General features: G+C 71.3%; 16 protein-coding genes. 7 read left to right on the top strand and 9 right to left on the bottom strand.

All coding sequences use genetic code 11. The annotated features are described in order from the left end of the window. Nucleotides 1-43: 43 nt before the first annotated feature. The 7 genes from ACIPV1_RS10865 to ACIPV1_RS10835 form a co-directional block, all read right to left on the bottom strand. On the bottom strand, nt 44-865 hold the full coding sequence (locus ACIPV1_RS10865) for a hypothetical protein (RefSeq protein WP_402726349.1): 822 nt from the start codon (nt 863-865) through the stop codon (nt 44-46). A 430-nt stretch (nt 866-1,295) separates the two neighbouring features. Next, nucleotides 1,296-2,894: an inositol monophosphatase family protein gene (locus ACIPV1_RS10860; protein WP_402726348.1), complete on the bottom strand. Its 1,599-nt coding sequence runs from the start codon at nt 2,892-2,894 to the stop codon at nt 1,296-1,298. After that, on the bottom strand, nt 2,891-3,967 hold the full coding sequence (locus ACIPV1_RS10855) for an ABC transporter ATP-binding protein (protein ID WP_402726347.1): 1,077 nt from the start codon (nt 3,965-3,967) through the stop codon (nt 2,891-2,893). Before ACIPV1_RS10855 ends, ACIPV1_RS10860 begins: the two co-directional genes overlap by 4 nt. Nucleotides 3,968-3,993: 26 nt before the next feature. Continuing rightward, complete coding sequence (locus tag ACIPV1_RS10850) at nt 3,994-4,806, bottom strand: ABC transporter permease (protein ID WP_123340755.1); 813 nt, start codon at nt 4,804-4,806, stop codon at nt 3,994-3,996. Next, nucleotides 4,803-5,843, bottom strand: coding sequence for an ABC transporter permease (locus tag ACIPV1_RS10845; protein ID WP_402726346.1), 1,041 nt, complete (start codon nt 5,841-5,843; stop codon nt 4,803-4,805). Before ACIPV1_RS10845 ends, ACIPV1_RS10850 begins: the two co-directional genes overlap by 4 nt. Beyond that, a complete protein-coding gene (locus ACIPV1_RS10840) occupies nt 5,840-6,997 on the bottom strand; it encodes an extracellular solute-binding protein (RefSeq protein WP_159574140.1) in 1,158 nt (385 codons plus the stop codon). Before ACIPV1_RS10840 ends, ACIPV1_RS10845 begins: the two co-directional genes overlap by 4 nt. 270 nt (nt 6,998-7,267) lie before the next feature. Further along, a complete protein-coding gene (locus ACIPV1_RS10835; RefSeq protein WP_131921619.1) occupies nt 7,268-8,218 on the bottom strand; it encodes a hypothetical protein in 951 nt (316 codons plus the stop codon). A 121-nt stretch (nt 8,219-8,339) separates the two neighbouring features. Between ACIPV1_RS10835 and ACIPV1_RS10830 the strand changes: the two genes are divergently transcribed. Together ACIPV1_RS10830 and ACIPV1_RS10825 are read left to right on the top strand one after the other, a co-directional pair. Next, the gene (locus ACIPV1_RS10830) at nt 8,340-8,762 is read left to right on the top strand and encodes a DUF3054 domain-containing protein (RefSeq protein ID WP_235035981.1); all 423 of its coding nucleotides are present in this window, start codon (nt 8,340-8,342) and stop codon (nt 8,760-8,762) included. An 11-nt stretch (nt 8,763-8,773) separates the two neighbouring features. Further along, nucleotides 8,774-9,787: a LacI family DNA-binding transcriptional regulator gene (locus ACIPV1_RS10825; protein WP_194673589.1), complete on the top strand. Its 1,014-nt coding sequence runs from the start codon at nt 8,774-8,776 to the stop codon at nt 9,785-9,787. Nucleotides 9,788-9,895: 108 nt separating this feature from the next. On the opposite strand, the gene ACIPV1_RS10820 is transcribed toward ACIPV1_RS10825, so the two are convergent. Both ACIPV1_RS10820 and ACIPV1_RS10815 read right to left on the bottom strand, forming a co-directional pair. Further along, a complete protein-coding gene (locus tag ACIPV1_RS10820; RefSeq protein ID WP_131845375.1) occupies nt 9,896-10,549 on the bottom strand; it encodes a spermidine/putrescine ABC transporter substrate-binding protein in 654 nt (217 codons plus the stop codon). 71 nt (nt 10,550-10,620) lie between these two features. Continuing rightward, on the bottom strand, nt 10,621-11,565 hold the full coding sequence (locus ACIPV1_RS10815) for a DUF3097 domain-containing protein (RefSeq protein ID WP_402726345.1): 945 nt from the start codon (nt 11,563-11,565) through the stop codon (nt 10,621-10,623). A gap of 78 nt (nt 11,566-11,643) precedes the next feature. Here ACIPV1_RS10815 and ACIPV1_RS10810 point away from each other — a divergent pair, with 78 nt between their 5' ends. From ACIPV1_RS10810 to ACIPV1_RS10790, 5 genes are all read left to right on the top strand, one after another. Continuing rightward, a complete protein-coding gene (locus ACIPV1_RS10810) occupies nt 11,644-12,693 on the top strand; it encodes an alcohol dehydrogenase catalytic domain-containing protein (RefSeq protein WP_132099612.1) in 1,050 nt (349 codons plus the stop codon). A gap of 137 nt (nt 12,694-12,830) precedes the next feature. Next, nucleotides 12,831-14,072, top strand: coding sequence for an ROK family transcriptional regulator (locus tag ACIPV1_RS10805; RefSeq protein ID WP_402726344.1), 1,242 nt, complete (start codon nt 12,831-12,833; stop codon nt 14,070-14,072). Between the two features lie 143 nt (nt 14,073-14,215). Further along, nucleotides 14,216-15,574: an extracellular solute-binding protein gene (locus ACIPV1_RS10800; protein WP_243834027.1), complete on the top strand. Its 1,359-nt coding sequence runs from the start codon at nt 14,216-14,218 to the stop codon at nt 15,572-15,574. After that, entirely contained in the window at nt 15,574-16,614 is a 1,041-nt protein-coding gene (locus tag ACIPV1_RS10795; protein WP_200849231.1) for a carbohydrate ABC transporter permease, read from the top strand. Before ACIPV1_RS10800 ends, ACIPV1_RS10795 begins: the two co-directional genes overlap by 1 nt. Next, nucleotides 16,614-17,504 (top strand): carbohydrate ABC transporter permease, encoded by an 891-nt coding sequence (locus ACIPV1_RS10790; RefSeq protein ID WP_402726343.1) that lies wholly within the window; start codon nt 16,614-16,616, stop codon nt 17,502-17,504. Before ACIPV1_RS10795 ends, ACIPV1_RS10790 begins: the two co-directional genes overlap by 1 nt.

Raw genomic sequence — 17,504 nt, 5'->3', positions numbered from 1 at the left:
ACGGAGAATATCAGTGGGTCGGTGGGAACTCGTGACCGGTCACTCAGATGCCGAAGTCACCACCGAAGTCACTGGAGCCACCGCCGAAGTCGGATCCGCTGTCGCCCCAGCCCGCACTCTCGAACCCGCCGCCGTCGGACGCGCCACCATCGGACGCACCGCCGTCACCGGAGTCGGCTCCAGTGTCCTCCGAACCACCGTCACCCGCAGCGTCAGTACCGCCATCGAACGATCCGGGGTCCGGCAGGAAGGCGCTCATGATCGCCGAACCGATGACGTAGCCGGCCACGGTGCCGAGGATCGAGGCACCGATCATGCTGCCGAACGACGGTCCGCCGCGCTGCCCACCGAAGCGGCCACCACCGCCGACGCCACCGAGCGAGCGCTCCATGAAGCCCGGTTGGCGGATCTCGGACCGCGTCGCCGACTGCGCGAGCGAGCGGGGGTCGTCGCCGCGCGGGGCCTCACCGGGAGGCGCCGTGCGGGTGAACTCGTCGTAGACCATGCGGCGCTGTTCGTCGGTCAGCTTGGCGAACGCCTCGGCGTGCACCTCTTCGATGCGCTCGGGCGGCGCCGTGCGGAGCAGGTAGCGGTACCGCTCCACCGCGCGATCGTCGTCGGTCGTCGCGCCCTGCTGCTGCGCGGGTGCACCGCCCCACTGCGGCACGCCGTACTGGCCGCCCTGCTGCTGGGCCGCCGGCACCCCCGTCGGCGCGGGCTGGTGGTACGACTGCTGGCCGTACCGGTAGCCCTGCTGCTGCGGTTGCTGCGGCTGCCCCCACTGGTTCTGCTGCGCGTCGTACTGCTGCGCGTCACCGGTGCGGTCGCGGTCCGGACGTCCGAGCAGGCGGTCGAGGAATCCCATGGTCGATGCTCCTTCGGGTGCACGGGTGATCCGGTCGGACCGCCCGTGGCCTGCCACCCTATGGAGCGCGGTCGGCCGCTGACTGAGCGCCCGCTCAGAGTCAGCCGTGCGCCGCCGCGCCCGTGGGCGCACCGTGCGCACCTGCACGACCCGTGCCGGGTTGGCAGCACCGTGCGCGCCTACAGCACCGCACCCAGCGGCCGACCCCGCACCAGAACGCAGGCCCCGCACCGTGCGCACCACCCACCCGACGGGAGGCCCGTACCCGACCTGCCCCGCGCCTCCAGTCCGCACCGTGCGCACCTGCACGACCCGTGCCGGGTTGGCAGCACCGTGCGCGCCTACAGCACCGCACCCAGCGGCCAACCCCGCACCAGAACGCAGGCCCCGCACCGTGCGCCGGCCACACCTGCCGCGCGCACGCGCCGGCTCAGCCCGCCGCGGCGCCCACGGCGAGCGCGGCCGTCCACACCCCGTGCAGCTCGTCGGCGGCCCCGGGGTGCGCCACCAGGAACGGTTCGCCCACGGGCGGGAAGCCCTCGACCGGACCGGAGCGGGTCAGCACGATCCCGCCGGCCTCGTGCACGAGCAGCACGGCGGCCCCGTGGTCGACCGGGTTGAACGCCGACACGCACCCGCCGATCCCCCGCCCGGCCGCCACCTGCGCGATGGTCAACGTGCCGGAGCCCTGCACCCGCAGCGTGCACGACCGGTCGGCCAGGGCGTCGAGGAACGCACCGAACCCGGGCCACGGCCGGTGCCCGTCGAGCTCGGTGCCGACGACCGCCCCGGCGAGCGGCCGCGGGGTGTCGTCCAGCTGGAGCGGACGGTCGCGCAGGGTGGCACCGCGTCCGCGCCGTGCCTCGAGGACCTCGCCCCGCCACGGGTCGGCGACGACCCCGACGAGCGGCCGGCCACCGCGGGTCAGGCAGAGCGACATCGACGTCCAGGGCACGCCGTTCGCCAGGTTCGTGGTGCCGTCGACGGGGTCCAGGTACCAGCGGTGCCGGTCGCCCGGGGCGTCGCCGTACTCCTCACCGGTGAACCCGTGCGTCGGGAACGCCATCCGGACGCGGGACCGGACGTGCTGTTCGACCAGTCGGTCCACGTCGGTGACGAGGTCCGCGGGGTTCGCCTTGGTCCGTACCTCGCTGACGGGGTGCTCGCGGGTGAAGGCGATGACCTCGTGCGCGATGCGGTGCGCCAGGGCCTGGGCGCGCGAGGCGACCTCGGTCTCGGTCGGTTCGCGGTCCCGTTCCGGCCAGCCGTCCCGCTCCGCCGACGACAGCGCGGCGCCGATCGCGCCGACGTCGTTGGTGGTGATCGAGTCGACGCCGAGCCGTGCCGCCCAGAGCGCCGGTTCGGCCTCGTCGACGGTCCAGACGGCGACCCGCAGCCCCAGGGCGTGCGCGGCCTCGATCGTGCGCGGGGTGAGGAACGCGATGTCGAGGTTCAGGGTGGACGGGGTCAACGCCTCGAGGTCTGCCGGAGCGGGTGGGTCGAGCGACTCCCACGCGAGCCAGACGTCGGCGTCGGGCAGCACCGAGCGGACCGCGGCCATCGCCGCCGGCGCTCCGCACCACGCCACGGTGGTGGACGCGGTGGAACCCACGACGGTGCGGGCGGCGACGAGTCCGTCGGCCGCGTCCGTCAGGTCGACCAGCAGCACCGAGTGGCAGCCGTCGAGCCGTTCGAGGGCGGCGTCGAGACGCGGGATCCGGTCGAGGCCGTTGCCGAGTCGGGCGACGTCGCACCAGGCGACGTCGGACACCCGGCGAGCGTCACCCCACATCCGGCCGAGGGTCTCGTCGTGCAGCAGGACGGCGACGTCGTCGGCCGTGCGACGGACGTCGACCTCGATGACCTCGGCGCCGAGCGCCTCGGCGACCGCGATGGCGGGCAGGGTGTTCTCGCGCCGGACGCGCGGCGCACCGCGGTGGGCGACGAGCCGTGGCGGACGCACGCCGGGCCTCCCGGTCGGGCTGGTGGCGACCACCTGGTCGGCGGGCGCCGACACCGGGGCGCTCATCGGGTGCCCTCGAGCAGGGCACCGTCGCGGTACACGAGCACCTCGCCGAGGCGGACCCCGGTCTCGGTGCCGACCGTCGGGGGTGCTCCGGTGACGAACGCGCGGAGCTCGGCGCCGTCGGCGGCCAGCACCACCTCGGCGAAGTGCCCGCGCATCAGCACGCGGGCGACGGTCGCACGGATCGGCGAGTCGTCGGTGAGCACCACCTGCTCGGGTCGGATCAGGACCGTGTCCGCCACGGTGGGGCTGACCGACGTGCCGGCCAGGAACCGGCCGGTGACGGGGCTCGTCGACCCGATGAACGACGCGACGAACCCCGTCGCGGGGCGGGCGTACAGCTCGGTGGGCGTCGCGATCTGCTCGATGCGGCCGTCGTGCATGACCGCGATCCGGTCCGAGATGCTGAGCGCCTCGTCCTGGTCGTGCGTCACGATCACGGTCGTGATGCCGAGACGCTGCTGGATGCGCCGGATCTCGTCGCGGACGCTCACCCGGAGCTTCGCGTCGAGGTTCGACAGCGGCTCGTCGAGGAGCAGCACGTCGGGCTCCTGCACGATCGCCCGCGCCAGGGCGACCCGCTGCTGCTCACCGCCCGAGATCGCCGTCGGTTTCGACCCGGCGTGGTGGCTCAGACCGACGAGTTCGAGCGCGTCCCGCACCCGCTCCGCCACCCGCTGCTTCGGCACGCGTCTGGTCCGCAGCGGGAACGCCACGTTCTGCGTCACCGTCATGTGCGGCCACAGCGCGTAGTTCTGGAACACCATCGCGCTCGGCCGACGCTCCGGACCGATCGACGTGACGTCGCGGTCCCCCATCGTCACGACGCCGCCGTCGGCGGGCAGGAACCCCGCCACCATGCGGAGCGTGGTCGTCTTGCCGCACCCGGACGGGCCGAGCAGCGAGACGAGCTCGCCCTTCGCGACGTCGAGGTCGATGCCCGCGACAACGTCGCGTCCGCCGAGCGTCTTGCGCAGTCCGCGGATGGTGAGTCCGCCGGTGCGGGACCGGTCGGTCGTGCTGCCGTCGGCCGGGAGGCCCGTGGTGCGTTCCGCGACGAGCGTTGCGTCCGTCATCTGGTCGCCTTTCGTGCTGGTGGTGGTCATCGGATCTGGAAGCCGTCCGCCAGGCGGCCGCCCATGATGTGCTTCCGGGCGAGGAGCAGCAGGACCACGGACGGGATGCTCAGCGCGATCGCGAACACCGCCGAGACCTGCCGTGGGGAGTTCAGGACGAGCGAGTACATCGCCGTCGGCATCGTCATGTACGTCGGGGCGCCGACCAGGTACGTGCCCTGCGCCTCGTCGAACGACGCGAGGAAGGACATCACCATCGCGACGAGGATCCCCGGCCACGCGATCGGGAACGTCACCCGCCAGAAGGTCCGCCAGCGGCTCGCTCCGGCGTCGCGTGCTGCCTCCTCGAGGGACCGCGGCACGGCCGAGAACGCGGCGGCGGGCAGCCACGTCATGAACACCACGCACCCGAGGACGTGCACGATGAGGATGCCCGTGACCGTGTTCATGAGGTTCAGCGCGGTGAACATGGCCGACATCGTGACGAAGAGGCCCATCTTCGGGAACGCGTTCGTGGCGAACAGCCCGACCAGGACGAGCCGTCGCCCAGGGAACTCGATGCGGCTGATCGCCCACGCGGCCGGCAGGCAGACCACGGCGGCGATGAGGACCGTCAGCGGGGCGAGGACGAGCGAGTTCTGGACGGCGACCGCCAGGCTCCGGTCCTCGAACACGGTGCCCCACCACTGCAGCGTCCAGCCGTCGGGCAACAGGTTCGGGTACGTCCAGGTCGTGGCGAAGGCACGAGCCGCCAGCCAGAGGAGCGGACCGAGCACGAAGACGGCCAGCACGACAGCGGTCGCCCAGACGAGGGTGTTCCCGGTGAGTCGCTTGATCACGGCTGCTCCTGCTTCTGCTGCTGCTTCCGCAGCTCGCCGGCGTTCGCCCGGACCGTCGAGCGGAGGTAGAACACGCTCGCGGCCGCGGCGAAGGCGAACACGATGAACGCCATCGCCGTCGACTGCTGCGGGCGGTTGTAGGCCTGGAAGTACTTCGAGATGTCGACGCCGAGCATCGTCGGGGCGTTCGGACCGGTGAAGTACGGCACCGTGAACGACCCGAGGACCCCGATGACGGTGAACGTCGTCGCGATGACGAGCGGGGTCGCCGCCATCGGCAGGAGCACCTGCCAGACCACCCGCCACGTGCTCGCGCCGGCGTCCTTCGCGGCCTCGACCAGGGCGTCCGGAGTTCCCTGCAGCGCGCCGGCGATCATCAGCACCGCGAACGGCAGGCTCGTCCAGACGCTGCCGAACACCACGGCGACGAGGGTGTACCCCCACACCGGGACGTCGAGGCCGAACTGGGCACCGAGGCTGCGGAGGAAGCCCTGCGCATCGGTGAACGTCAGGACCGACCAACTCGCGATGACCACCGGCACGAAGAGCGGGACCACGGCCAGGACGCTGAGGCTCTTGCCGAGGAGACCACCGCGGAGCCGGAGGATCACCGCCACCGCCACGGCGAGCGCCACGGTCAGGCCGGTCGACAACGCGGTGACCCCGAGCGTCGCGACGAGGTCGCGCAGGAACGTGGCGTTGCCGAGCAGGGTGCCGTACACCGCGAACGAGAAGCCGCGCACGGTGTCGCCGCCGATGTCTGCGAGTGCCTGGTTCAGGCCGCCGGTGAACCCGAGGCTGAACAGGGCGGCGTTCACGACGGGCACGCCGACGAACAGGACCACGACGAGGACGGGCGCCGCGACGAGGGCGAGGCCCTGCCACCGCCGACGGCGGTCGAGCCGCTCCTGGACGGACAGCCGACCTGCGGTGTCCGCCGTGCCGTGGACGGGCGACGGGACGGGCGGGAGGCCCGTGGCGGAGTCGCCACGGGCCTCCCGGTCGGTCGCCGGGCCGTCCTGGACGGTCTGGGTCACTGCGGGACCTTCGCGTCCCACGCCGCGTTCATGTCGGCGGCGAAGTCGCTCTGGAACCCGAGGCGGAGCTGCGAGGGGTTCGCGTCGGCGAACTGCTCCGCGACCGACGCCGGCAGGCTGTCGAGCGGGATGACCGGGTAGCCGGAGACGGCGCTCGCGACGAGCTGCTGCCCCTTGGAGCTCAGCACGAAGTCGGCGAGCTGTTCGGCGGCGGCCTTCTTGGCCTTCGGCTCGGTCTTCGGGATGCCGAGGAAGCTCGCGCTGCCGGTGAACGACGGGTCGGTGATCTGGATCGCCTTGACGGTCTTCGGGATCACGCCGGTCTTCTGCGAGGTGATGAACTGGTCGCTCCACACCGGCGCCATCGCGATCTGGCCGCTGCCGAGCAGCTGCACGACCTGGTCGTTGCCGTTCGGGTAGACGCCCTTCTGGTACGTCGAGGGGCCGAGGTCCTTGAGCGCTGCGAAGCCCTTGTCCCACTTCGACTCGAGCGACTTGTCGTACGTCGTCTGCATCGTCGCCTGCTCATCCGCGGTCAGGTACTTCGCGAGCACCGTGGCGACGAACGAGCCGCCGGAGCCGCCGGACGACGGGGAGTTGTACGCGAACTGACCGGGGTTGGACTTGATCCAGGCGAGGAGGTCGTCGAGGGTCTCCGGCGGGTCCGTCACCTTGCTCGAGTCGTAGGCGAGCAGGACGCTCGAGGCGCGGTACGGGATCGCGCTGTCGCCGCCCTGCTGCTTCGTGGCCTCGGGGACGTCCTTCAGGTTCGGGATCGTGCTGTCGCTGACCGTGCTGAGCAGTCCGGCCTTGCCCGCGGTGCTGACGAAGCCGGCGTCGACCAGGTCGTACGCGACGGACTTGCCGGCCTTGACCGCCGTGGCCAGGTTCGCCTGGGTCTGCGCGTCGTGCTCGCCGTGCAGGTCGATGCTCGTGCTGACGTGGATCTTCGGGTTCGCCTTCTCGAAGGCGGGGATGAGCGACTTGTCCCAGAGGTCCTGGACGTTCGTGTCGCCGCTGATGAACACGGTGAGGTTCGTGGTGCCGCCGCTCGTGTCCGCGGCGTTCGAGGCGTTAGCGCTCTGGACGCAGCCGGACAGTGCGACGGTCGCGGCCGCCGCGATGGCGAGGCCGGCGAGGACTCGGGTCTTCACGTGGGTTCTCCCTGTTCCGTGGGGTGGGGGTGGTGCTGGGTGGGGGTGGCTTGTGCGGGTCGTGCGGGGTGGGGGTAGTGCGGGCCGTGTGGGAACGTTCCCGCGCCGAGGTCGAGTGTGGCGCTGCCGGGTGAACGCCGGGTGCCGCGGGCGTCGCCGCCGGGTGAACTCCGGGGGCCGCGGTCGGCGCAGCGCCTGCTCTGGTGCGAGGTTGATCACCCCGTGCGCCGCAACGACCTCGCACCGAGTGGCGAACTTCGCACGGCGCGGTCAGCGTCGCATCCGAACGCCTGCCCGCCGCAGCTTCGCGCGCAACGTCGCCTCGTCCCAGAGATCAGCCCATCGCAACCGCACGACGTGCCGGACGCCGGGCATGGACCGCAGCCGGTCCTCCCGGTACTTCTCGGCGATGACCACGTCCTCCGCCGAACGCCCGTTCCGCATCGTCGGGTCCCGGTACTTCACCTCGCCGTCGAACTCGACCACGACGCCGGCCGAGGGGAACCAGAAGTCCACCACGATGTCCGGTTGCCCGGACGACCGGAAACGGTGCTGCAGGACGGGCTCCTCCGTGCCGAACTGATCGAACCGGGTGCGCGCGATCGACTCACCCGGCGAGTCCGACGCGGAGTCGGCGAAGTCCACCGCACGGAGCGCGCGACGGCGCCCCTTGGGGCCACGTCGCGCGATCGTGTCGCGCACGGCTGCTCGGGGAAGACCCCGACGGAGCAGGTCGTCAAGCGCCACGACGGCGTCCATGAACGGGAGCGTGAGGGCCACGTCGGCAGCGATCCGAACAGGTCCGCTCAGCTGCAGGCCTTCCGGCGTGCTGATCCGGTTCGGGTCTGGTACCGGGTCGAGGTCGGCGTGGACGACGAAGGAAGCATTCGTGGTCCGCCGATCACTCCCGACCGAGGTCACGTGCACTCGATCGGGCGGCGGCGACACCGTCGGCACACCGAGTACGACCGCCGCCGAGACGTGTGAGACGACCTGGTCGGGTCCGATGCGATCGGCGGACGCACCGACGCGGACCAGGTGCTGTTCCGCTGGCCGGAGGGCTGCCCAAGCGGCAGCGTCGACGAACTTCCCTCGCCCGATGCGGACGAGCTCCTGCGCGTCCGCCCGCCTCCTGATCACCTCGGACTCGGCTGGATGGTGCGCCGAGGTCCGGAGGACGGTGACGGCGGGAAGTGGGGCGAGGGCGATCTGACGGTTCACCCCGACGATGGTGATGGTCGGGGAACGGGAGCCGTCGGGACGGCGGCGGATCTGTGGACAAGACGAGGGCGACGCCCGCCTGTGGAGAGGGCGGAGCCGTCCGGGCTGCGAGACTGTCCGGGTGAACACACGCACCTGGGGTTGGCTCGCAGCCGTCATCGACGTCGTCCTCATCGTCGTCTTCGCGCTCATCGGCCGTTCTTCCCACGGCGAGGGCAACACCGCACTGGGGATCTGGACCACCGTCTACCCGTTCCTGGCGGGCTGGGCGATCGGGTACGTGACGAGTGGAGCCTGGGCCCGCCCGCTGCGCTTCTGGCCGACCGGCGTCGTCGTCTGGATCCTCACGGTGTTCGTCGGCATGGCGATCCGCGTCGCCACGGGTCAGGGCGACGTCGACGGCAACCCGCTGCCGATCTCCTTCGTCATCGTCGCCACGATCGTGCTCGGGGTGTTCCTGCTCGGTTGGCGCGCGATCGCCCGCGGGGTGCTGCGCTTCACCGCGTCGCGGTCCCGGCAGGACGCCGCCGCGACCGAGGCGTGAACGGCAGCCGCGTGAACGGCAGCCGCGGGTCCCAGCCGACCATCCTCGACGTCGCCGCACGAGCAGGCGTCTCGAAGTCGGCCGTGAGTCGGGTCCTCTCCGGCACCGGACGGTTCTCCGACGAGACCCGTGAGCGGGTCGAGCGCGCCGCAGCCGAGCTCGGGTACGTCGCCAACGCCATGGCACGCGGGCTCGTCAGCGGTCGGACGCACACCATCGGGATGCTCGTCCGCGATGCGTCGTCGATGGTCTACACCGCACTGCACGCCGTGATGGAGCGCCGCGCATCGGAGCTCGGCTACCGCGTCGTCACCACCACGGGTGTCGGCCGTGTCGAGGACGAGAAGTCCGCACTCGCCGCACTCGTGTCGATGCGGGTGGACGGCCTCGTGGTCTGCAGCGGCTTGATGCCGTCGGCCGACATCGCCGAGTTCGCCCCGCGGATCGCCACCGTGGTCGCCGGTCGGCCCGAACTCCACCCGGCACTGTCCAGCGTGTACTGCGACGAGGTGGACGGTGGCGCGACCATCGCCGACGCCGTCGCCGACGCCGGCCACGGCACGGTCGCCGTTCTCACCGTCCCACTCGACAACGCGATCACGCAGCACGCCCGCTCGACGGCGATGGTCGAACGGCTCCGAGCGCGTGGTGTCCGGGTCATCGACATCGACGCCAGCTTCGTGCGACCGCCCGACGACCTCGCCGCCGACCTGGTCGACGCGATGCACGAGTCGGACGTGACCGCGGTGATGTGTCCGACGGACCGGCTCATGCTCGACGTGTGCGAGGCGCTCGCCCGCCGCGGTGTCCGGGTCCCGCACGACCTGTCGGTCACCGGGTTCGACGGCGTGTACCCCCTCGCGAGCGACTGGATCGGGTTCACGACGCTCGAGCAGCCGATCGAACGCATCGGCCGCGAGGCGATCGACCTCGTGATCGGCCGGATCGACGACCCGACGCGTGCCGTCGAGCACCGCTCACTCCGGGGCACCGTCGTGCCCGGTCGCACGCTGCTCCCCCGCTGACCGACGGACCGCGCACGGTGCGAGGTTGACCACTCGGTGCAGCGCAACAAGCGCGCACGGCGTGGTCAACCTCGCACCGGGCGAAGCCCGCGCCCGCGCGCGTCGCCGTCAGAACAGCCCGCTGCGCGGCCCCTCGTCCGGACCGTCGAACCCGCGGAACATGTCGGACACGAGCGCCTCGATCTGCGGTTCGACCAGGCGCTCGACCGCCTCGGCGATGCGCGGCCGGTGGTCGATGAGCGCCAGGCACACCGCCGTCCCGGTCGAGCGAGCGCACTCGTCGGACAGCTCGATCTCGTGCCGGAGCGCCGCCTTCGCCTCGTCCGACAGCGGCTCGCGCGGTGCCTGCTCCCCCGCGCCTGTCCCCGCCAGCTCCCCGAGCGTGAAGAGGAACGGCGAACCCGGCGAGGGCTCGGGATCGACGTCGAGGCCCTGGAACTCGGGCGACAGCCCCTCGGCCGGCTGGTACCCGGCGTGCCGCTTCCGCGCCGCGGCCCGCTCGAGCTCCCGCTGCAGCAGCGGCAGGTTCTTGGCGGTGTAGTCGTCGACGGCGTCCTCGACGATGGTCGAGATCCGGCCGATCAGCGCGTGCTGGACGGCGTGCGGGACGTCCTGCCCGAAGCCGGCGGCACTCGCGATCGGGGATCCGGTGCACTTCCGGCAGATGCGGGTGCGCGGGCGGGCGGTGCCGATCTGCCAGCGCGGCAGCCAGCGCAGCCAGACGTCGACGGCGCTGCGCACGCGTCCGTCGATGCCGTCCATGCCCCAACGATACGGAGCGGAGGCGCGGATCACCCGCTCATTCCGCGCGCCTGCCCAGAACGGCCGGGTTCTCAGGCCTTCGGTTCCGTCACGAAGTCGATGAGCTCCTCGACACGGCCGAGCAGCTGCGGCTCGAGGTCGGCGAAGGTGCGCACCTGTCCGAGGATCCGCTGCCACGCCCGCGCGATGTCGGCCTGCTCGGCGTTCGGCCACCCGAGCGCCTGGCAGATCCCCTTCTTCCACTCGATCGACCGCGGGATCGTCGGCCAGGCCTGCAGTCCGACGCGGGCGGGCTTCACGGACTGCCAGACGTCGACGAACGGGTGCCCGACGACGAGCACGTGCGCGCCCCACTTGCCGCGCATGACGGCCTCGGCGAACCGGGATTCCTTCGACCCGGGCACCAGGTGGTCGACGAGCACGCCGACGCGACGGTCACGGGTCGGCTGGAACTCGTCGAGGACGTCAGCCAGGTTGTCGACGCCGGAGAGCTCCTCGACGACGACGCCCTCGACGCGCAGGTCGGTTCCCCAGACCTTCTCGACCAGTTCGGCGTCGTGCTTGCCCTCGACCATGATGCGGGAGGGCAGGGCCACCCGGGCACGCTGCGACTCCACCGCGAACGATCCGGACGCGGTGCGGAGGCGACCACCGTCGGACGCCTGCCGCACGGCGGGCGCGGCCCCGGGCCTCCAGTCCGAGTGAACGGAACCCAGCGAACCCGGCGACCCGGCAGCAGCTGCGGCAGACCGGCCGACCGGCGCCTGCGGGCGGCCCAGCGTGACGAGCTCGCCCTCGAGCAGGAACTGCCCGGTGAAGGGGAAGGAACGGGTGCGGCCCTTCCAGTCCTCGAGCGCGATGTTGCCCGCCTCGAGTCCGACGACGGCACCGGCCCACCCGGAGTCCGGGTCCTCGAGCACCATGTCGCGTTCGAGCGGCACCTGCCGCACCTTCTTCACCCCGCGGGAGCGCCAGTCTCCCGAGAGCACGTCCCCGCCGTACCGGTCGTCGTCCACCCGCACGAGGGTACTGTCGACGTCGGCCCGGACGACGTCGACCGCGCCGACACCCACCATCTCGACGGAAGGCCTCCCGTGCGCGCAGCCATCATCCACGCCCCGAACGACATCCGCGTCGAGGAGCGCGACCGCCCCTCGGTGCTCACCCCGACGGACGTCGTCGTCAAGGTCGTCGCCGCGTGCGTGTGCGGCTCGGACCTGTGGCCCTACCGCGGCGTCACGAAGACGAAGGAGCCCCGGCCGATCGGGCACGAACTCGTCGGCGAGGTCGTCGCCGTCGGCGACGCGGTCACCGACCTGCACGAGGGCGACTTCGTGATCTCCCCCTTCACCATGAACGACGGCACCTGCCAGGCCTGCCGCCACGGGATGACCAGCGGCTGCGACCACCTGTCCGGATTCGGCGGGAAGGACGCGTACGGCGACCCGGTCGGAGGCGCGCAGGCCGAGTACGTCCGCATCCCGGATGCGTCCGCGACGCTGGTCGCGGTGCCCGGCCCCGTCGACCCGGCGCTCGTGCCGTCGCTGCTCACCCTGTCCGACGTCTTCTCCACCGGGCACCACGCCGCGGTGTCGGCGGCGGTCGGTCCGGGCAAGACCGTCGTCGTGGTCGGCGACGGCGCGGTCGGCCTGTCCGCGGTGCTCGCGTCGAAGCGACTCGGCGCCGAGCGCATCATCGCCATGAGCCGGCACGCCGATCGCCAGGCACTGGCACGCGAGTTCGGCGCGACGGACATCGTGTCCGAGCGCGGCGAGGAGGGCGTCGCGGCGATCCGCGAGCTGCTCGGCGGCGACCTGGCCGACTGCGCGGTGGAGGCCGTGGGCACCGAGGAGAGCATGGACCAGGCGCTGCACTCGGTGCGCGCGGGCGGCAACCTCGGCTTCGTCGGGGTCCCGCACGGCGTGCCGACCATCGGGACGCGCTACCTCTTCGACACGAACATCGCCGTCGCGGGCGGGATGGCGCCGGCACGGAAGTACATCCCGGAGCTGCTGCCCGACGTGCTGTCCGGAGCGATCGACCCCGGGCGCGTCTTCGACCTCGAGCTGCCGCTCGACGAGGCCGCCGAGGCGTACCGGGCGATGGACGAGCGCCGGGCGATCAAGGTGCTGCTGCGGCCGTAGGCGCCGGTCGCTCGCGGGCACCCGGCCGGCGCTCGGCGGGCCTCCGTCGGGGCGGCACGTTTCGCGCAGCAGAACGCGTGTTTCGAATCGGTAAACAAACCTTTCAGTAAAGAAGGTTGTCCGTTACAGTCCTCGACATGACCACACGAGGACGCACCCCCGGCCAGCCCGGTCTGCTGCGCGTCCTGAACGACCGGGCGGCCCTCGAGCTGCTGCTCGACGACGGCCCGCTCACGCGCAACGAGATCGCGCAGCGCACCGGGCTCAGCAAGCCCACCGCGGCCGAGATCATCCGCCGGCTCGAGTCGGCTGCGCTCATCCGCCAGGCCGGCACGGACACCCAGGCCGGGCGTCGCGGGCCGAGCGCCGTCGTGTACGAAGCGATCACCGACCGCGACCTCGGTGTCGCGGTGGACGTCCAGCTCGTCGACGTCCGGTCGACCGTGGTGGACGCCGCCGGCCGCACGTTCCCGGTCGCCACGCACCGGATGTCCGAGGCCGAGGTGCGCTCCCCCGGCGCCGACATCGTCGCCGCCGCGATCTCCCGCGCAGCCGCCGCGGCCGGTGTCGACCCCGAGCTCGTCACCGCCGTCGCCGTGGGTGTGCAGGCGAGTGTCGACCACGCCACCGACACCCTCATCTTCACCGACGGACTGCCCGGCTGGCCTCGTGAGCAGGTCAGCGCGACCCTCTCCGCCGAGCTCGGCGTCCACGTCGTCGTCGAGAACGACGCCAACCTCGCCGCCATCGCCGAACGCAACATGGGCGCCGGTCGGGCTCCCGGGTCCTTCGCGCTCTTCTGGATGGCCGAGGGCCTCGGCATGGCCCTCGACCTGCACGGTCACCTGCACACCGGCGCCTCCGGTGCCGCGGGGGAGATCGGCTACCTCAGCGTGCCCGCCGACGCACGCTCCATCGACCCGACGGCCACGATCGTCGCGGACCTCATCTCCGAGTCCGCGATCATCGCCCTGGCCGCCGAGCACGGGATCACGGCACCGGACGGCACCGCAGCCGACTGGCGCCAGGTGCTCCCGCAACTGCCCGGCCTGCCCGAGCAGCACCCCTTCACCGTCGCCCTCGGCGAGCGCGTCGGGCACAACGTGCTCCCCGCCCTCGCCGTGGCCGATCCCGAGACGGTCGTCCTGCACGGCCCGACCGGGATCGCCGGTGGCCCCGCCCTGGCCGCCGCCGTGACCGCCTGGCTCCGGACCCGCTCGCGCTGGTCCACCGCCGTGGTCGCGCCCGGCGTCCCCGACACCCCCGTCCTGCACGGTGCGCGGCACGTCCTCATCGACGTCGTCCGCACCGCGCTCGCGGACCGGCTCGAGCGCATCAGTGACGATGTCCCGACGCCGGACCCCGTCGAGCGCCCCTGAACGTTCCACCCGCACCACTCGAGGCACCATCACCCAGCCCTGTCACAGGGCTCTTCGTCGCGCCCGGAAACGGGCGGCGCCCGGAAACGGGCGGCGCCCGGAAACGGACGGCGACGGAGCGAGACCAGAGAGCGAGTACCGCCTTGTCCCTCCCCGAACCGAACGTCCCGCGCCGCCGGGTGTTCCGCCGCATCGCCACCGCCACGGCCGTCGCCGCGGCCGGCGCACTCGTCGTCGCCGGCTGCAGCTCCGGCAGCAGCGCCGACTCGATCGAGAAGAGCGCCCCGAAGGAACTCAAGGGCACCGTGTCCCTGTGGCACTTCTTCACCGGCCGTGAAGCCGGCGTCGTGAAGACCGCCGTCGAGGGCTTCGAGAAGGCCAACCCCGACGTCACCGTCGACATCCACGCCGGTCAGGACGACGAGAAGCTGCAGAAGGCGATCTCGTCCGGCCAGAACATCGACGTGGGTCTGTCGTACTCGACCGCGATCGTCGGCAGCTTCTGCTCCTCGGGTGCCTTCCGCGACCTGTCGCCGTACATCAAGCGCGACAAGGTCGACCTGTCCGACATCCCGAAGGCGGTGCAGTCGTACACGCAGTACAAGGGCACGCGCTGCACCCTGCCGGCCCTCGCCGACGTCAGCGCGCTCATGTACAACAAGCCGCTCCTCGAGAAGGCGGGCATCACGACTCCACCGAAGACCCTGGACGAGCTGAAGACCGACGCGCTGAAGCTGACGACGTACAACGCCGACGGCTCCATCAAGCAGCTCGGCTTCAACCCGCTCATCGACTTCTACGAGAACTCGCCCGAGCACTGGGCGCCGATGGTCGACGGCTCGTGGCTCGACAAGGACGGCAACAGCGTGATCGGTACGTCCGACGCGTGGAAGAAGCTGATCACCTGGCAGAAGGGCTTCGTCGACGAGATCGGCTACGACAAGCTCAAGGCCTTCACCTCCGGCCTCGGGCAGGAGTTCGCGGCCGACAACGCGTTCCAGACCGGTCAGGTCGCGATGCAGATCGACGGCGAGTACCGCACGGCGTTCCTCAAGGACCAGAAGCCGGACCTCGACTACGGCACGTCCCCGACCCCGGTGATGGACGGCCTCGGCAACTACGGCTCGACGTACATCGCGGGCAACGTCGCGGGCATCGCGAAGGGGTCCAAGAACCCCGAGCTGTCGTGGGCGCTCCTGAAGTACCTGTCCACCAACACCGACGCGCAGGTCACGATGGGCAACGGTCTGAAGAACATCCCGACGCTCACCTCGGCGCTGGAGTCCCCCGACCTCGAGGTCGACGAGAACTACAAGACCTTCGTCGACGTCGCGGGCAACAAGGACACGATGACCTCGCCGGGCACCGCGGACGGTGCCGCCTACATCGGCACCTTCACGAAGTTCTGGCAGGCCTACCAGCAGAACGGCGGCGACCTCGACGCGAAGCTGAAGAAGCTGGACTCCGACATCGACAACGCGAACCAGCTGGCTGGTCCGTGATGAGCCTCACCACCAAGACGACCGGCCGGGAGGCGCGGCTCGCCCGCGCCGCCCGGCCCACGGGCCCGACGGGGTCCGGTCCGGTGCCCCCGACGGCTCCGCGACGTCGGCCCCGTTCCGCAGAGTCCCGGCGCCGCCTCGTCGCCCTGACGATGCTCGCGCCGGCCCTTGCGGGCCTGGTGATCTTCTTCGCCTACCCGCTCGTCGCGTCGATCTTCTACTCGTTCACGCGCTACAACCAGCTGCAGGAGCCCGAGTTCGTCGGGCTCCTGAACTACAAGTTCCTGTTCACCCAGGACCCGCAGATCGGGCCCGCGGTCGTGAACACGTTGTGGTTCGTCGTCATCCTGGTACCGGTCCGGATCGTGTGCGGACTCCTGGTCGCCGGGCTGCTCAGCCGGGCCAAGACGGCCACCGGGTTCTGGCGGACGCTGTTCTACCTGCCCGCCCTGGTCCCGCCGGTCGCGAGCGTCGTGGCGTTCGTCTTCCTCTTCAACCCGGGCACCGGGCCGGTGAACCAGATCCTCCGGGTCTTCGGCATCGACGGCCCGCTGTGGTTCAACGACCCGGCGTGGTCGAAGCCGTCGCTCGTGATCCTGGGCGTCTGGGTGATGGGCGACATCATGATCATCTTCCTGGCGTCGCTGCTCGACGTGCCGCGCGACCTGTACGAGGCCGCGTCGCTCGACGGTGCGAACGGCGTCCAGCAGGTCCGGCACATCACCCTGCCGACAATCGCCCCGGTGATCGGGTTCGCCGCCGTGACGGGGGTGATCGCCGCGCTGCAGTACTTCACCGAGGCGGCCGTCGCCTCGGGCGTCGCGAGCGGCAAGGCGACGATCGGTGGCGGGACCGCCGCCCAGCTCGGCTACCCGGGCACCTCGCTGCTCACGTACACCGAGCTGCTCTACCAGCACGGGTTCGCGAACTTCCAGTTCGGCTACGCGTCCGCCATGGCCGTGGTCCTGTTCGTGATCACCGCGGTGGTGCTCGTCTTCACGATGCGCCGGATCAGTGTGTTCCGGCCGGAGGAGTCCTGATGACCGCCGTCTCCCAGTCCCCGCTCGCCCGGGCGCCACGGGGTCCAGCGCCCCGCACCGGCAGGCCGCGTGGTCGCTCCCTGGTGTGGATCGCCGAGCACGCCGCTCTGGTGGCCCTCGGCGTCCTGACCGTCGCCCCGATCGTGTTCGTCATCCTGACCTCGCTGATGTCGAGCAACCAGGCCCTCACGGCGTCGATCGTGCCCCGGCCGTTCGACTTCTCGAACTACGCGCGGGTGTTCACCGAGCTGCCGCTCACGCAGTGGTTCGGCAACTCGTCGATGTACGCCGTCCTCGCCACCGCGTTCATGCTCATCAGCTCGGTGCCGGCGGCCTACGCGCTCGCCCAGATCAAGTTCAGGGGCGCGAACCTGATCTTCACGGTGATCATCGTCGCGATGCTCCTGCCGCCGCAGGTCACCGCGGTGCCGGTCTACGTGATGTGGTCGCACCTGCACCTGACCGGCACCCTGTGGCCGCTCATCCTGCCGAACCTGCTCGGCGACGCCTTCAGCATCTTCCTGCTCCGCCAGTTCTTCATGACCATCCCGAAGGAGTACGGCGACGCCGCCCGCATGGACGGCTGCAGCGAGTGGGGCGTGCTCTGGCGCGTGGTCGTCCCGATGGCCCGCCCGGGCATCGCGTCGGCGGCGATCTTCATGTTCTTCCACTCGTGGAACGACTACTACGGCCCGCTCCTGTACGCGTCCGAGAACCAGGCCGCCTGGCCGGTGGCGTACGGGCTCGCCACGTTCCGCGGGCAGCACGGCACCGACTGGTCGATGACGATGGCGATGACCGTCGTCGTCATGGTCCCCGTCGTCATCATCTTCTTCTTCGCACAGAAGGCATTCGTCGAGGGCATCGCGCTCACCGGCGTGAAGGGATAG

It is taken from the genome of Curtobacterium sp. NPDC089991, assembly GCF_044748425.1.
GTDB lineage: Bacteria > Actinomycetota > Actinomycetes > Actinomycetales > Microbacteriaceae > Curtobacterium.
The sequence above is the reverse complement of the archived record's forward strand: the minus strand, read 5'-3'. Positions and strand labels throughout refer to the sequence as shown.

Excerpts from the sequence above, each read along its gene's own strand:
- ACIPV1_RS10865 (WP_402726349.1), bottom strand. The coding sequence starts at position 865 with ATGGGATTCCTCGACCGCCTGCTCGGACGTCCGGACCGCGACCGCACC.
- ACIPV1_RS10860 (WP_402726348.1), bottom strand. The coding sequence starts at position 2,894 with ATGAGCGCCCCGGTGTCGGCGCCCGCCGACCAGGTGGTCGCCACCAGC.
- ACIPV1_RS10855 (WP_402726347.1), bottom strand. The coding sequence starts at position 3,967 with ATGACGGACGCAACGCTCGTCGCGGAACGCACCACGGGCCTCCCGGCC.
- ACIPV1_RS10820 (WP_131845375.1), bottom strand. The coding sequence starts at position 10,549 with ATGGACGGCATCGACGGACGCGTGCGCAGCGCCGTCGACGTCTGGCTG.
- ACIPV1_RS10805 (WP_402726344.1), top strand. The coding sequence starts at position 12,831 with ATGACCACACGAGGACGCACCCCCGGCCAGCCCGGTCTGCTGCGCGTC.
- ACIPV1_RS10795 (WP_200849231.1), top strand. The coding sequence starts at position 15,574 with ATGAGCCTCACCACCAAGACGACCGGCCGGGAGGCGCGGCTCGCCCGC.
- ACIPV1_RS10790 (WP_402726343.1), top strand. The coding sequence starts at position 16,614 with ATGACCGCCGTCTCCCAGTCCCCGCTCGCCCGGGCGCCACGGGGTCCA.